This window comes from Nocardia sp. XZ_19_231, assembly GCF_015355705.1.
Taxonomy (GTDB): Bacteria; Actinomycetota; Actinomycetes; order Mycobacteriales; family Mycobacteriaceae; genus Nocardia; species Nocardia salmonicida.
The window spans coordinates 108,694-123,700 of record NZ_JACUZI010000004.1 but is presented as its reverse complement, the minus strand read 5'-3'; the positions used below and the strand labels follow the sequence as shown (position 1 = coordinate 123,700).

Below are 15,007 nucleotides of genomic sequence, written 5' to 3'. Positions count from 1 at the left end.
TCACAGGGCGGCTTGCACAACGGCTTCGGCGGCGACGGTCGACGGAGCTCGGGCGTCGTCGAGCAGCTCTCGAAAGCTCTCCCGCGTCCGGCGGGCCAGTCGCTGTTCGTCACGCAGGCCCCATCGCCGCGCGACCTCGCCTGCCCGCACCGCGGGCCGCAGGAGCGTCGGTAGGTACTTCAGACTCGTGTTCGGCAGGCCGAGACTGTCGGCCACTTCCTCGCCGGCCCATCGGCGGGTCAGTGCGTACAGCGTCGCGACGAGAGGGCCGGTGCCGATCTTGATCATCGACTTCGGCAGCACGGTAGCCGGGTCGAAACCGTTTTCGATCAATGCCTTCACCAGCTGTCGCGAATCCGCGTCGGCGGGTGTGTCCGTGAGGTCTTTGATCGCGATGATTTCCCTGGCCCGTGCCGCGTTGTAGGGCAACATATCGTCGGGTACGCCGAGCAGATAGCCGATATAGCGCCACATATGTTGGATGTCATCGAGGTCGCGCTCGGTGAAGTGCACTCCCGCATCGCGCATGGCGGCCAGCGGAATCGTCGAGAATTCCCCCGACACGCCATAGGCGGTATCGGTGAGGTTGATCGGCACCCCCCACGCCTCCTGATTCCATCCGCCGGACTGGAGAATGCGCTTGCGCACGCCGGCATGCATGAATCGGACACGCACGGTCTCCCGAAAGCCTGGGCCGTTTCGTTGCAATGCCCCCGGTGACGTCGCTGCGAGAAACCACCGGCCGGTCTCCTGCATTCGGCGGCGAGACCGATAGTTCAATTCGCCGGTGAAGGTGAGGGGCTTCACCCCTGCCCCCGATTGATATCCGGCCGCCAGCGCCGCGCAGTTGAAACTCAGCCCGATCCACAGGATCCCATTGCGCCACAACGCCGTCGAACCCCGCTCGAGCGCGTCCCCATCGAGCCAATCCGGGAGCTCGGCGATCGGCTCCAACATGGTCGCGAGACTGTCCGGAAAACCGGATTCGCCATCGAGCCACGCGTTGACGGCGCGAAACGAGTGTTGCGGACTCGAGCCGAAGGACGCGACCACCGCGTCGGCGAGCGAGTCCGCCTCTTCGAGACCCTGTTCCAACCGCCGCACGAGACGAGGGTCGAAACGGTGGTGCGCGAGGTCTCGGTTCAGAAAGCGCGTGGTCGTCATGCACTACGACGTTAACAGGGGTTAGACACACTGTCCAACCCCAATTCTCACGAATGGAGGCTGTGCCAGATAATGGTCGTCAGCGCTCGGGTCAGGCGCGCACGTGCCTGCTCATCGCTGCCACCGATCATTCGGGAGCAGGTGCGTTCCACCATCCAGACCAGTGCCGAGGCAGTCTCGACGGCAGGCAGATCGCCGCGAACGGTTTCCCGCTGTTGAGCGAGCTCGATAGTTCGAGCGGATTCCTCGATGAACAATCGCACGTTGTCATCCATACGCCCGGCCACCTGTTCATCGGTGACGGCCGCGTCGAAGACCGCGGTGATCAACGGGTACTCGCGCGCGTATATCTCGACGAAATCGGCGAGGGCAGCCTCCAACGCGCCGCGATCCCCGGCGGCTCGCCACACCGCTGCGACACTCCCGGCCAACTCCGCGCGAACATGATCGACAAGGCGCAGCGAGAACGCCGAGCGATCCGGAAAGTACAGATAGAACGTCGCGCGTCCGATCGCCGCCGCCCCGACAATCCGCGAAATGCTCAGATCGGCGAAGCGCGCACCGTCAGCGCAGAGATCCGAGACGGCCGCGATCAGCCGCCGTTCCACGTCCGGTCGGCGTTCATCGCGGGAGGCGCTTCCTGAAATTTCCGTCACGAGCTGCAACGTAGCGCGCCTCGGCATGTCCGCGCCTGCTGTGACACGTACGCAGGCGTCGGGTATGCGCAGGTCCGACCTAGACTACTGCCGATCAGCTGGTGGGATCTCCTGGAGTTCTCGCTCTCGACAAGGAAACGAGGCGGGCGATGCGGTCGGGACCAAGGGTGAGTCGATGAATGACAGCAAGACGCTGCGGGACTGGTGGGTGGACCAGGCCGACTACCGATGGCTGGTGCGCACCCTCGCGGCTCGATCGGCGCTGCTACCGCTGAAGGTACTGATCGGCCTCGCGGGAGCGACGATCGCGGTGATGGGCGCGGTGATCGCGGGAACACCGGTGGGGCCGCCCGGCCATCCCGGCATCGCTTCGACGATCGGGGTGCTGTCCGGGACCCTGTGGGCGCTGCGCTGGTGGCTGTTGCCCTGGCCGAGCAGGACCGAGTCGTTGGTGCTGATCGCCTGTGCCGATGTGCTGTTCACGATGGAGTTTCTGCAGCTGCAGGATCGGCTGTTCGGGGCGATGGGCACGGTGCTGCTCCTCGGCACAGGCAGTTACCTGAGCTTTTTTCACAACACCCGGGAGCTGGCCGTGCATTCGGCCTGGTCGCTGCTGTCGGTGCTGGTGTTGTCGGTGCGGATCGCCACCGGCGGCGGGGGCGTCCACCTGGCAGTCGCGGTCGCGCTGCTGCTCTCGTCGGTGTTCATCGCGGTACCCGCGTTCCAATTCCTCTATTGGCTGTTGCGCACGGAATCGTTGTCGGACCCGCTGACCGAACTGCTGAACCGGCGAGGCCTCGAGAACCAGCTCCCGCAGCTGATGGACCGCAACCTCTCGATCTGTGTCATCTGCTTCGATCTCGACCAATTCAAGAGTGTCAACGACACCTGGGGCCACCGCATCGGCGACATCGTCCTGGTCCGGACGGCGCGGCGGTTGCGCGATGCGGCCGGGGAGACGGCGGTGGTGGCCCGTACGGGGGGCGAGGAGTTCGTGGTCGCTGTGCCCACCGCCGCGGCTGCCGCGCGCAGCGAAGCCGAACGGTTGTGCCGTGTCGTCGCCGAACCCGCGGAGGCCGCGGTGGGGGTTACCGCGAGCGTCGGGGTGGCAGTGTTCGACGCGACAGCCTGTCCGCGATGTCCCCACCCGACTGCGGACCGGCTGCTGCAATCCGCCGACGCGGCGATGTACAGGGCCAAACAGTCCGGCGGGAATCTGGTCGTGGTCGACGAACTCACCCCGCCGCTGGATCATCATCACCCGACCGATCCCGGAGACGAAAAGTAGCGCCGGCCGGTATGCGAAACGGAGGCGCGTTGATCAATCTGATCCGCGCGTCGCGATCGACTATGCGGCCCAAGGGGTTCGGATCAATGCCATCGCCCCGGGCTCACCCGCACCGGTATCACCGCGGGGGTCCAGCAGGACCCGGCGCTGCTCGCCGCGATCGAGCGCCGAATTCCGCTCGGACGATTCGCGCAGCCCCGAGAACAGGCGGAGGCGATCTGGTTTCTCGCCTCTCCCGCCGCCGGATATATCACCGGCACCACCCTCGTCGTCGACGGCGGCCCCGACGCCAACCTCGGCATATTGCCGCTACCTGGGCCGCCGTTCTGAACGAGGCTGCTCGCTGACGCCGATCTCGGCCACACTATTTCCATCGACTCGGGCACTGTGCTGTGATTGTCACCGGGAGGGCATCCATGCACAAGAATCTCCGTGGCCGGGGCGCGGTCCGGCGAGCGGTATCGCCGAAGTGATCGCCCAGCGACTCCGATGAACCCACCCGCTTCCTCCCCGCCGTCCGCTCTCCGCTGGGTAGTTCCGCTGGCGGCCGGTGCTGTGGGTGCTGCCGCCGGGTTGGTCTGGTTGCGATGCGTCTACGTTGTGCTCGCATTTCGCCTCGTGTCCGACCCTGGCTTCGATCCCCACGGATACGGACTCGTCGCGGGAACTGTGCTGTCGGTGCCCGCCGCACTCGTCACCGCGGTGGCTGTCCCCTTCGTTTTCGCTCGCAATCAGCGGGCGCGGGTCGCGCGGATCACCACACCGGTCCTGATCGCGATCACGGCCTTGCTCTGGGCCGTCTTCCTCACGGCCTAGGGCCGAACTCGACACCCTCTTCTAACCATGTACTGCAGCAGCCTCAAAAATATGGATACAAAATTGGACATGTGTCTATACACTTGTTCACGCCGTGTGTACCGTACGTGCTATCTCTCAGGCTCGGTGCCACGCGGCGCGGAGCCCGCTGTACAGATCGGAGCAATGTTCATGTCCTTTCCCCGTGCCGAACTCGACGAAATGATCCAACGGTGGTTGCAGGCGAACATCGAGTGCGAGCAGGCAGGTGACTGGCGGCCACTGGCGGAGTTCTATACCGAGGACGCCACCTACGGCTGGAACTACGGGCCCAAGCACGACTTCATGGCGATCGGGCGCACCGAGATCCGCGATTACGCGATCGGCCTGGAAATGGACGGCCTCGATGGCTGGACCTACCCCTATCAGGCCTGGGTCACCGACGAGAAGACCGGCGACATGCTCGGTCTGTGGAAGCAGGTCTGCGAGGTCAAACGCGCCGACGGCACGAACTACGCCCTCGACGGCATTCAGGGCAGCTGGTTCAAGTACGGCGGCGACTTCCAATGGAAGTGGCAGCGCGACTTCTTCGACTACGGCAACCTCACCGTGCTGTTCACCGAGATGATCACCAACGACGACCTGCCCGCCGGAGTGACCAAGCGCATCGAGCGCGTCGTGAACTCCAAAGGCAAGCTGCCGGGCTGGTACCGCCTCGGCACCTCTCCGGTCCCCCTGTGGTGACGCGATGACTGAAACAGTGCGGGGCGTTATTGCGCGCCGAGCCGGTGCCGAGGTGGAGATGGTCGACATCATCATCCCCGAACCCGGAGCCCAGGATGTCGTCGTCAAGGTGCTGGCCTGCGGGGTCTGCCACACCGACCTCACCTACCGTGAAGGCGGGATCAACGACGAGTTCCCGTTCCTGCTCGGCCACGAAGCAGCCGGGGTCATCGATCGGATCGGCTCCGCCGTAACCCATGTCGCCGTAGGCGATTTCGTCGTTCTGAACTGGCGTGCGGTCTGCGGGAGTTGCCGCGCGTGCCGTCGCGGCCGCCCCTGGTACTGCTTCGACACCTTCAACGCCGAGCAGAAGATGACACTCGCCGACGGGTCACCGCTCACCCCCGCGCTCGGGATCGGGGCCTTCGCGGACAAGACCCTGGTGCACGAAAAGCAGTGCACCGTCATCGATTCCACCACCGACCCCGCCGTGGCCGGCCTGCTCGGCTGCGGCGTCATGGCCGGGTTGGGGGCCGCTCTCAACACCGGAAACGTCAGCCGTGGCGACTCGGTCGCCGTCATCGGCTGTGGCGGTGTCGGAGCGGCCGCGATCGCCGGGGCGCGCTTGGCGGGAGCGAGCACCATCGTCGCCGTGGACCGTGATCCGGCCAAACTTACCGGCGCGACCGCGCTGGGTGCGACCCACACCGTCGATGCCGGAACCGAGGACCCCGTCGAGCGAATTCGTGAGCTCACCAACGGTTTCGGTGCCGACGTCGTGATCGACGCGGTGGGCCGCCCCGAGACGTGGAAGCAGGCGTTCTACGCCCGCGATCTGGCCGGAACAGTCGTCCTGGTCGGCGTACCCACGCCCCAGATGCGGCTGGAGATGCCGCTGCTGGACTTCTTCTCCCACGGCGGCGCGCTGAAATCCTCCTGGTACGGCGACTGCCTCCCGGAGCGGGATTTCCCTACGCTGATCGAACTGTATCGCCAACAGCGCCTGCCCCTCGACCTGTTCGTCACCGAACGCATCGGCCTCGCCGACGTCGAAAAGGCCTTCGAGACCATGAAATCCGGCCGCGTACTGCGCTCCGTGGTGACGTGGTGAACCGGAAAGAGTTGACACTGATGAAATTCGGAATCGTCCTGTTCACCAGCGACCGCGGCATTCGGCCCGCGGTGGCCGCCCGGGCGGCGGAGGAGCGCGGCTTCGCTTCGTTCTTCGTGCCCGAGCACACCCACATTCCCATCAAGCGGGAGGCGGCCCACCCGTCGACCGGCGACGCGTCGCTGCCCGATGACCGCTACGCCCGAACCCTCGATCCCTGGGTGTCGTTGGCCATGGCGGCGGCGGTCACCGAGCGGATCGAGCTGTCCACCGCCGTGGCGCTGCCCGTCGAGCACGACCCGATCACCTTGGCCAAAACGGTCGCGACCCTGGATCATCTCTCCGACGGGCGGGTGACGCTCGGAGCCGGATTCGGTTGGAACACCGATGAACTCGCCGATCACGGCGTGCCGCCGAACAAACGGCGCAAGGTACTGCGCGAGTACATCGAAGCGATGCGAGCGCTGTGGACCGAGGAGGAAGCCGCCTATCAGGGTGACTACGTGTCGTTCGGACCGAGTTGGGCGTGGCCCAAACCTGTCCAGCGCCATGTCCCGGTCCTCATCGGTGCGGCAGGCACCGAGCGCACCTTCGAGTGGATCGCCCGCAACGCGGACGGCTGGATCACCACACCGACCGAAACCGACATCACCGCACGATTGGCGCTGCTGCACAAGATCTGGGCCGATGCCGGGCGCAGTGACCGACCACGCGTGGTCGCACTGGACTTCAAACCCGACCCGGCCAAGTTGGCGCTGTGGGCCGGCGCCGGGGTCACCGACGTGCTGTACGGCCTTCCCGACCGCACCGAGACCGAGGTGCTGCACTATCTCGACCGGCTCTCGGCGAAACTCGCCGATCTGACCGGGCTCTGACCCGAGAACATATTCCGAGATGCGGGCCGGGCTACTGCAGCCGGCCCGCATCTCGTTATCGTGCGCGGGCGGTTTCGACCATGTCCTCGACCCGGGTGAACTTGATGCGAGGACGGCCCGCCGCTGCACCGTTGGCGCGTTCCGCGGCGTCGATCAGCGCCCATCCGTCCCGGTCGACGAGATTCGGGCAACGACGCGACAGCAGCGCCAGCAGGTCTTCCCGGTCGCCCGCTGGTGCGGCCAAGCGCCCGGCGGTGAAGTCCTCGACGATCCCGGCGACTGTCTGCTCCGCGTCGCCGCGGTTGGTGCCGATCACGCCTCGCGCCCCACGCTTGATCCACCCTGCGGCATAGGCACCGGGCAGTACCGCGCCCGCGCTGTCGAGCACCCGCCCGCCGTCGTTGGGGATGATGCCCTTGCCCGAGTCGAACGGCACACCGGGTACCTGCCTGCCGCGGTAGCCGACGGCACGCAGCACCAGGGAGGTATCGATGGTTTCCACGCGCTCGGTCGCCACGGCCACCGGCCCCTGGGGTCCGTTGTGAATCTCGTTGTGTGCCAGCTGAAGTGATTCGACCCGGCCTGCACCGGTCAGCGCGACAGGGGTGACACGGAACCGGAAGTCGACGAGCCGAGGTGCGCCGGTGGTACCCCGCGTGCTGTATTCGCGTGCCAGGGTCAGCTTGAGGCGGGTCGTCGGATCGGTGGCCGGATCCGACAGTGCGGCGACCACGTCGTCATCGATATCGGCGGGATCGATGACGACGTCGGTACCGGACGAGTGCCCGAGCGCGAGGAATTCCGGGCCGGTGTAGGCGGCCTGGCGAAGGCCACGTCTGCCCAGTAGCAGGACTTGGCGGATGTTGCTGTGACGCAACGCTTCCACGGCGTGATCGGCGATATCGGTGCCCGCGAGCTGATCGGGATCAGTGGTCAGGACCCGCGCGATGTCCAGCGCCACATTGCCGTTGCCGACGATGACCGCCCGCTCACCGGACAGGTCGAAGCGGTGGTCGGCGTAGTCGGGGTGCCCGTTGTACCAGGCCACGAATTCGGTGGCCGAGTGACTGCCCGGCAGATCCTCGCCGGGTATGTGCAGTCGCCCGTCAGCGGAGGCGCCGACCGCGTAGATCACCGCGTGGCAGTGCTCCAGCAGTTCGGCATGTGAAATGTCGCGCCCGACTTCGACATTGAGGTGGAATCGGACCGAGTCGCGTTTGAACGCCGACGCGAACATGGTGGTGACGCCGCGGGTCTCGGGATGGTCGGGAGCGACTCCGTACCGAGCCAGCCCCCACGGCGTCGGCAGGCGATCGAACATCTCGACCTCCACATCACCCCGGCTGAGCAGATGCTCGGCGGCGTAGCAGGCCGCGGGCCCGGTGCCCACGATCGCCACGCGCAACCGGCCCGCCGCACGCGACAGTCGGGCGGGCGCGGCGCCGACGGTGATATCGGTGTCGAGCGGGCGGTGCTGGAAATAGGCGGCATTGATCTCGGCGTAACGCAGCAGGTTCACCGGCAGGTCGTCGGCGTCGTAGATCGAGTCCACGGGGCAGGCATCCATGCAGGCGCCGCAGTCGATGCAGGTATCGGGATCGATATGCAGCATCTCGGCGTTCGCGAAATCGGGATCTCCGGGTCGCGGCCGGATGCAGTCGACCGGACACTCCGCGACGCAACTCGCGTCGTTGCAGCATCGCTGGGTGATGACAAAGGCCATGAGCACACCTTCCATGGACGGTAGATCGGACAGGGTCGTGCGTATCGGCAATTGCTCAGCCCGCGGCTTGCGAGCGATCCGCCCCGCGTTCAGGGATCATCTGACGCAACTCCGCCATGGTCCACGGCGGCGCATCCCGATGGTCCCGGTAGCCCACGAGGGTGGGAGTAGGGCGTTCGAAGCGGCCGACGAATCCGCCTGCCGCGATGTAGATTTCACCGGTGATGTCGGCCGCGATATCGCTGGCCAGGAATTGATAGAGCGGCGCCACGTAGTCCGCGGGGGGCGCGTCGAGCGAACCGCGCATCGTTATCTCGTCGAGCATCTGCCGCCGATAGAGTTCGAGAATCTTGGCCTCGTAGGCAAATCCGGAGGAAAGGCGCGTCTTCGCGCCGGGGCACACGACGTTCGCCCGAACTCCGTGCTCTTTCAGCTCCGCCGCGATCGCCAGCGTCAGACTGGTCACCGCTCCTTTGCCCGCTGGGTATCCCGTCCCGCCGTAGTCTCCGAGGTAGGCGAAAGAGCTGGTATTGATAATCGAACCTCGCCCCTGCTCGACCATCCGGGGCGCGGCGGCGCGACAGGTGTTGAAGACCGTGGTGAGATGCGAATCCAGCAGGGCCCGCCAATCCCATGGCTTCGCATCCAGAATCGACGAGGCGGGCGGTTCGGCGATTCCCGCACAGTTGACGAGAATGTCTATGGCGCCGAACTTTTCGACACAGACGTCGATCGCCCGGGTCGCGACGGCGATGTCGGCCGCGGATCCCGCCACTCCCACAGCCGAATTTCCGGAGAGCGTGATCGCCTTGGCCGCCCTGTCGACGGCCGCCTCGTCACGCCCGTTGACCACCACTCCCGCACCGTTTTTCGCCAGCAGTGCGGCGACAGCGAAGCCGATCCCCCGACTTCCGCCGACCACGACCGCCCCGCGCCCACTCAACGATCGCTCGCCGTTCATTCCGTTCTCCGCTCACGTCGACCACATCCACACCGCCTCGAATCGCGGTGTGGTCCAGAAGAATTCCTGCCGAAACCCCGAATTGCCGTCAGGACATCAGGCGTCGCGCGATCGCGCTGCCGAACCCGTACTTCAGAGTGCCTGCGATCATCGCGACCGACTCCTCGGTGTACGGGTACCAGATCCGTTCCCGCTTCAACTGCCACCGGTCGAGCAGAATCGGCTGAGCGTGGGTGAATCCGCGCAGGCCGTGGCGGCCGTTCGTCTGCCCGAGGCCGCTGTGTTTGCGGCCGCCGAACGGCGCCTCCGGCACTCCGTAGATCACGGCGGCGTCATTGTGGACAACCGATCCGGTATCCAGACGCTTGGCGATATGCAGCGCTTTCGCCGTGTCCTTTGTGAAGACGCTGCCGCTGAGTCCGTACTGACAGTCGTTGGCCATGCGGATCGCTTCTTCCTCGTCCGCGACCCGCATGATCGCCGCGACGGGGCCGAAAGTCTCCTCCCGCATCAGTTCCATGTCATGGGTGACGTCGACCGCGACCGTCGGCTCGAAGAACAAGCCATCGGCGGTATCGGCTTCCCCTCCGACCAGCAGCACGGCGCCGCGACGTTTCGCGTCTTCGAGGTGGCGGGTGACGATCGCCACCTGGCGATCCCAGCACATCGGACCCATATCGGTGCTGTCACCGGCACCATAGGTCAGCGACTTCGCCTTCTGCTTGACCAGCCGGATGAACTCGTCGGCAACGCTTTCCACGACATAGATGCGCTCCACGCTCAGACATACCTGGCCGCTGTTGAACATCGACAGGTACACCGCACCCTCCGCGGCCCGTTCGATGTCGGCGTCGTCGCAGACGATCATGGCGTCCTTGCCGCCCAGTTCCAAGGTGCACGGAATCAGCTGCCGCGCACAGGCTTCGGCGACCTTCCGGCCGGTGGCGACACTGCCCGTGAACGAGATCTTGTCCACCCCGGCGTCGACGAGGGCGGCGCCCGTCTCGCCGTCGCCGTGAATCAGCTGCAACACATCCGCCGGAACACCGGCTTCGTGCAGGATCTTCACCACCCAACCGCCCGAATGCGGCGTGACTTCCGAGGGCTTGAGCAGTACGGCGTTGCCTGCCAACAGCGCCTGCGCCACCGGATTCATCGACAGCACGAAGGGCGCGTTCCACGGCGTGATCACGCCGATCACGCCCAACGGGCGGTAGTGCACGGTGAGCTTCTTGAACGGACGGATATAGCCGTGCAAGCGTTCACGATGATCGGCGAGATCCCGCTTGGCTCGGCGGCTCCAATAGTTCAGAAAGTCGCACGAGGCCAAGATTTCGATCGCCAAGGCTTCGACGCGCGGCTTGCCGGATTCGGCCCGAAGAGTGTCGACGACTTCGTCCTGCCGGGCGATCAAGACCTCGACGGCCGCACGGATGATGGCAGCGCGTTCGCGCACCGGACGTGCCGCCCACGCCACTTGGGCGACCCGGGCACGGGCGACCGCTTGCCCGACCTCTTCGGCCGTGCTCACCACAATGTTGCCGACCGCTCCCCCGTGCACCGGACTGCTCAACCCGAGACGACGTCGACCATCCGCCGCCGGCGGCAGCGCTTGCACAATCGCCATGTCGATCTCCTCAACTAGGTCTTCGAGGTGTCGATGCCGAGCACCCGACCCGACCGAATCTTCGACACGACAGGCGAGAAGGACTGTCGTTGGACACTCACCTGGACACTTGTCTGGACGCTAGCATGAGGCGCGCTCGAATAGCAATGGCCATCCCTCCCGCGCACGGCCGATCCGTCGAGTAGACAATTTCTGAAATCTGTATACAGCCGCTTAAAACGTGTTCTAAATTTGGGCCATGGCTGCCACGGTCACCGAATTGCTGCTCGCGCGAGCCGAAGACGATTCCCTCGCGATCACCTGTCCCGGTCGGACCTGGACGTGGCGCGAGCACATCGCCGAGGCGCGACGCCAGGCCGCGACGATACTGTCCGTCGCCGATCCCGCCCGTCCGATGCATGTGGGAACACTGCTGGGCAACACTGCCGAGATGCTCACCAGCCTCGCCGCTGGTGCGCTCGGCGGATACGTCACGGTCGGCATCAACAACACCCGGCGCGGCGCGGCCCTCGCCGACGACATCCGGCGCGGCGATGTCCAGATCCTGCTCACCGACGCCGAGCACCGAGCACTGCTCGACGGACTCGACCTCGACGGCGTCACCGTCTTCGACGTTTCGCTACCACGCTGGACCGAATTGCTGCACAGTGCACCAGAATTGACGCCCCACAGCGTGCCGGGCGCGATGGATACCTTCATGCTCATCTTCACCTCGGGCACGAGCGGGAACCCGAAGCCCGTGCGGCTCGCGCACATGATGGTGCCGTTCGCGGGACCGCCGCTGGTCGACCGGTTCGGCCTCGGCGCCGACGACATCTGCTACCTGTCGATGCCGCTGTTTCATTCGGCCGCGATACTCGGCGGCTACTGCGTGGCCCTCGCCAGCGGGGCAGCCATGGCGCCCGCCAAATTCTCGGCCTCGACATTCCTCGCCGATATCCGGCGAAGCGGCGCGACGTACATGAACTATGTCGGCAAACCGCTGTCCTACATTCTCGCCACCGAACAGCAGCCCGACGACGCCGACAATCCGCTGCGCGTCGCCTTCGGCAACGAGGCGACCGACCGCGATATCGACGAGTTCACCCGGCGCTTCGGGTGCACCGTGTGGGACGGATTCGGCTCGACCGAACTGGCGATCATCATCACCAGGGAACCAGGCACCCCGCCAGGTTCCATCGGCAAGGGTTATCCCGGTGTGGCCGTGTACAACTCGGCCACCGTCACCGAATGCCCGTGCGCCGTCTTCGACGAACACGGCGCCCTGGCCAATCCGGACGAGGCCGTCGGCGAACTCGTCAACGCCGACGGGACCGGCCTGTTCATGGGCTACTACGGCGACGAGGAAGCCACCGCCGAGCGGACCCGCGGCGGTCTCTACTGGTCGGGCGATCTGGCCTACAAGGACGCGGACGGCTTCCTCTATCTCGCCGGTCGTACCGCCGACTGGATGCGCGTCGACGGTGAGAACCTCGCCGCGGGTCCGATCGAACGGATCCTGCAACGGCTCGACGCGGTCAGCCGGGTCGCCGTCTACGCCGTCCCCGACGACCGGGTCGGCGATGCCGTCATGGCCGCGATCGTCTTGCGCGACAACGCCTCTCTCGATCCGGGCGAGCTCACCGTGTTCCTCGGCGAGCAACTCGACCTCTCCCCCAAGGCCTGGCCGCGCTTCGTGCGCCTGGCCGCCGATCTACCGACGACAGCCACCAACAAGATCCTCAAACGCACACTCGTCGAGCAGGGCGCCACGGCGGGCGAGGGCACCCTCTGGCGACGCGAATCACGCTCGACCACTTACGAAATCGCCGCACCGGAGGTGCCCGCCGATGTCAGCAGATGAACAACTCCCGCCTCAGCTGACCGAACTCGGCTATTACGCGCTCTCGCGCCATCCCGTCACCCCCGCGGAGCTCGCGGCCGAAGCGATACTGGCCGACCGGATCGGGCTGGGCACCGCCTTCGTCTCCGAGCGGTTCAACATCAAAGACGCCGCGGTCCTGTCGGGCGCACTCGCCGCCGTGTCGACCAGGCTGGGTATCGCCACCGCCGCGACCAACCACAACACGCGTCATCCGATCGTCACCGCGAACATGGGCGCGACCCTCGCCGAACTCAGTGGCGGACGTTTCGCGCTCGGTCTCGGACGCGGAATCGCGCCACTGTGGCAGGTTCTCGGGATACCGAACGTGACCGGTGCGCAACTGGCCGAGATCACCGACATCCTGCGCAGGTTGTGGCGCGGGGAGACGGTCATCGGCCACGACGGCGCGATCGGTTCCTATCCGGTTCTGCATCTCGGCGTGGCACTCGATTCGCCACCGCCGGTGCTGCTGGTCACCATGAGCCCACGAACCCTGCAACTGGCAGGCCGCATCGCGGACGCGGTCGTCCTGCACACCTTCCTCAGCGCCGAAGCCACCGCAACCGCGGTGTCGACGGTGCGCGAGGCCGCGGAACGCGCGGGGCGCGATCCTGCCTCGGTGCGGATCTGGTCGGTCGTGGCCACTGTCGGCGACGACCTCGACGAGCAGGATCAACTGCGACGCCTCTACGGCCGCCTGGCCACCTACCTGCAGGGCTATCCCGAGATTCTGATGCGAGCCAACGGCTGGCGCGGCGACGATCTGGAGCGGGTGCGGGCGAGCACTGCCTTCACTTCGGCGCGTGGCGCGATCGACGCGACTGCCGATGCCGCCGAACTCGCCGAACTCGCCGCGGTGATTCCGCGGGAATGGGTGAGCGACTGCGCGACCGGTTCCCCGCACGCCTGCGCCGCGGCGGTCGACCGCCAATTCGAACTCGGCGTCGACTCGGTGATCATGCACGGCGCCACCCCCACCGAATTGGTCCCGGTCGTCGAGGCCTACCGAGCGATCCGCTCGACCCGGCGCGCACTGCCGGCCAACCCGGGCTCGGTCGCGCTACCGGTCTCGTCAGGAGTTGTCGCATGACCGCCGAATACACGCCTCCCGGAACGGTTTCGGAGGACATCCCGACCGATCCGGATTCGCTCACCCCCGCCTGGCTCACCGCGACACTGCGGGCGCACGGACACGCCGTGGATGTCGACAGCGTGAGCGTGACGCCGGTGGGTTCGGGTCAGATGGCCGGCTCGTACCGGCTGCGGCTGCGCTATCGCGACAGCACCAACTTGCCGGTCAGCATGATCGCCAAACTCGCCATCGGTTCCGAAGAGCATCGCCGGTTCGGAGCGGGCGCCTTCCGCAACGAGGTGCGCTTCTACCGCGACCTGGCATCGACGCTGCGGACCCCGGTGCCGGGCTGTCACGCCGCGGTCGTCTCGGAATTCGGCAGCGAATTCGTGCTGCTACTCGATGATCTCGCGCCGGCGGTGCAGGGTGACCAGATCGCGGGCTGCACCGTGGAACAAGCGCGCGCGGTCGCCGTCGCCGCAGCGGGGCTGCACGGCCCGCGCTGGTGTGACGACGCGTTGTTCCAGGTACCGGGCCTGTCTCTGCCCACTGCCGAGGATCGGGACCTGATGGACTCGGTGCTCGGGCCGATGGCCGACGCCTTCGTCGAGCGTTTCGATGATCGGCTCACCGACCTCGAACGGGCCGCCGTCGCGTGGCTCGTCGCGTCCGCCGGTGAATGGCTGATCGCCCCGCTGCGGCATTTCGCGCTGCTGCACGGGGATCTACGCGTCGACAATGTGATGTTCGCGCCGGACGGCACGGTGACGGTGCTGGACTGGCAGACGATCACCCCTGGACAACCGCTGCGCGACATCGCCTTCCTGCTGTCGACGAGCCTCACGATCGAGGACCGCCGCCTGCACGAGCGCGCCATCGTCGCCGACTACCACCGGGAACTCACCCGGCACGGCGTCACCGGCTACAGCGCCGAGCAGTGTTGGGCCGACTACGTGTCGTCGCTGATCCACGCACCGCTGATCGTCGTATTCGGTTGCGGCGCGGCTGCTCCCACTCCACGCGGCGACCAGATGTTCCACACGATGCTCACGCGCAGCGCCGCCGCGATCGACGACCTCGTACCGGGCGCACTGCGCTGATTCCGATACTCGGTGCGATCGCGGCGGAGAAGGCGGGTGCGGCAACGG

The 15,007-nt window shown here is 66.3% G+C and carries 14 protein-coding genes; 9 read left to right on the top strand and 5 right to left on the bottom strand.

What is annotated here, in order from left to right:
- Both IBJ82_RS19130 and IBJ82_RS19125 read right to left on the bottom strand, forming a co-directional pair.
- The gene (locus IBJ82_RS19130; RefSeq protein ID WP_194827321.1) at positions 1-1,164 is read right to left on the bottom strand and encodes an oxygenase MpaB family protein; all 1,164 of its coding nucleotides are present in this window, start codon (positions 1,162-1,164) and stop codon (positions 1-3) included.
- 47 nt (positions 1,165-1,211) lie between these two features.
- A complete protein-coding gene (locus IBJ82_RS19125) occupies positions 1,212-1,820 on the bottom strand; it encodes a TetR/AcrR family transcriptional regulator (RefSeq protein WP_194827320.1) in 609 nt (202 codons plus the stop codon).
- Between the two features lie 175 nt (positions 1,821-1,995).
- On the opposite strand from IBJ82_RS19125, the gene IBJ82_RS34715 reads away from it, so the two are divergent.
- The 6 genes from IBJ82_RS34715 to IBJ82_RS19100 all read left to right on the top strand — a co-directional run bounded on the left by IBJ82_RS34715 (position 1,996) and on the right by IBJ82_RS19100 (position 6,612).
- Entirely contained in the window at positions 1,996-3,108 is a 1,113-nt protein-coding gene (locus IBJ82_RS34715; protein WP_228537408.1) for a GGDEF domain-containing protein, read from the top strand.
- Between the two features lie 117 nt (positions 3,109-3,225).
- Positions 3,226-3,438: an SDR family oxidoreductase gene (locus IBJ82_RS34710; protein WP_370585413.1), complete on the top strand. Its 213-nt coding sequence runs from the start codon at positions 3,226-3,228 to the stop codon at positions 3,436-3,438.
- A gap of 288 nt (positions 3,439-3,726) precedes the next feature.
- Entirely contained in the window at positions 3,727-3,924 is a 198-nt protein-coding gene (locus tag IBJ82_RS19115; RefSeq protein WP_194827319.1) for a hypothetical protein, read from the top strand.
- Positions 3,925-4,095: 171 nt separating this feature from the next.
- On the top strand, positions 4,096-4,647 hold the full coding sequence (locus tag IBJ82_RS19110; RefSeq protein WP_194827318.1) for a nuclear transport factor 2 family protein: 552 nt from the start codon (positions 4,096-4,098) through the stop codon (positions 4,645-4,647).
- A 4-nt stretch (positions 4,648-4,651) separates the two neighbouring features.
- Entirely contained in the window at positions 4,652-5,737 is a 1,086-nt protein-coding gene (locus tag IBJ82_RS19105; protein ID WP_194827317.1) for an S-(hydroxymethyl)mycothiol dehydrogenase, read from the top strand.
- Between the two features lie 20 nt (positions 5,738-5,757).
- Complete coding sequence (locus IBJ82_RS19100) at positions 5,758-6,612, top strand: LLM class F420-dependent oxidoreductase (protein WP_194827316.1); 855 nt, start codon at positions 5,758-5,760, stop codon at positions 6,610-6,612.
- A gap of 55 nt (positions 6,613-6,667) precedes the next feature.
- On the opposite strand, the gene IBJ82_RS19095 is transcribed toward IBJ82_RS19100, so the two are convergent.
- The 3 genes from IBJ82_RS19095 to IBJ82_RS19085 all read right to left on the bottom strand — a co-directional run bounded on the left by IBJ82_RS19095 (position 6,668) and on the right by IBJ82_RS19085 (position 10,923).
- On the bottom strand, positions 6,668-8,335 hold the full coding sequence (locus tag IBJ82_RS19095) for an FAD-dependent oxidoreductase (protein ID WP_194827315.1): 1,668 nt from the start codon (positions 8,333-8,335) through the stop codon (positions 6,668-6,670).
- A gap of 55 nt (positions 8,336-8,390) precedes the next feature.
- Positions 8,391-9,296: an SDR family NAD(P)-dependent oxidoreductase gene (locus tag IBJ82_RS19090; protein ID WP_194827314.1), complete on the bottom strand. Its 906-nt coding sequence runs from the start codon at positions 9,294-9,296 to the stop codon at positions 8,391-8,393.
- Between the two features lie 88 nt (positions 9,297-9,384).
- Positions 9,385-10,923 (bottom strand): aldehyde dehydrogenase family protein, encoded by a 1,539-nt coding sequence (locus tag IBJ82_RS19085; protein WP_194827313.1) that lies wholly within the window; start codon positions 10,921-10,923, stop codon positions 9,385-9,387.
- 238 nt (positions 10,924-11,161) lie between these two features.
- On the opposite strand from IBJ82_RS19085, the gene fadD1 reads away from it, so the two are divergent.
- The 3 genes from fadD1 to IBJ82_RS19070 are packed head-to-tail and all read left to right on the top strand — an operon-like array spanning position 11,162 to position 14,959.
- Complete coding sequence (gene fadD1, locus IBJ82_RS19080) at positions 11,162-12,766, top strand: fatty-acid--CoA ligase FadD1 (RefSeq protein WP_194827312.1); 1,605 nt, start codon at positions 11,162-11,164, stop codon at positions 12,764-12,766.
- Positions 12,753-13,877: a TIGR03857 family LLM class F420-dependent oxidoreductase gene (locus IBJ82_RS19075; RefSeq protein ID WP_194827311.1), complete on the top strand. Its 1,125-nt coding sequence runs from the start codon at positions 12,753-12,755 to the stop codon at positions 13,875-13,877. Before fadD1 ends, IBJ82_RS19075 begins: the two co-directional genes overlap by 14 nt.
- On the top strand, positions 13,874-14,959 hold the full coding sequence (locus IBJ82_RS19070; protein WP_194827310.1) for a phosphotransferase: 1,086 nt from the start codon (positions 13,874-13,876) through the stop codon (positions 14,957-14,959). Before IBJ82_RS19075 ends, IBJ82_RS19070 begins: the two co-directional genes overlap by 4 nt.
- Positions 14,960-15,007: the final 48 nt, after the last annotated feature.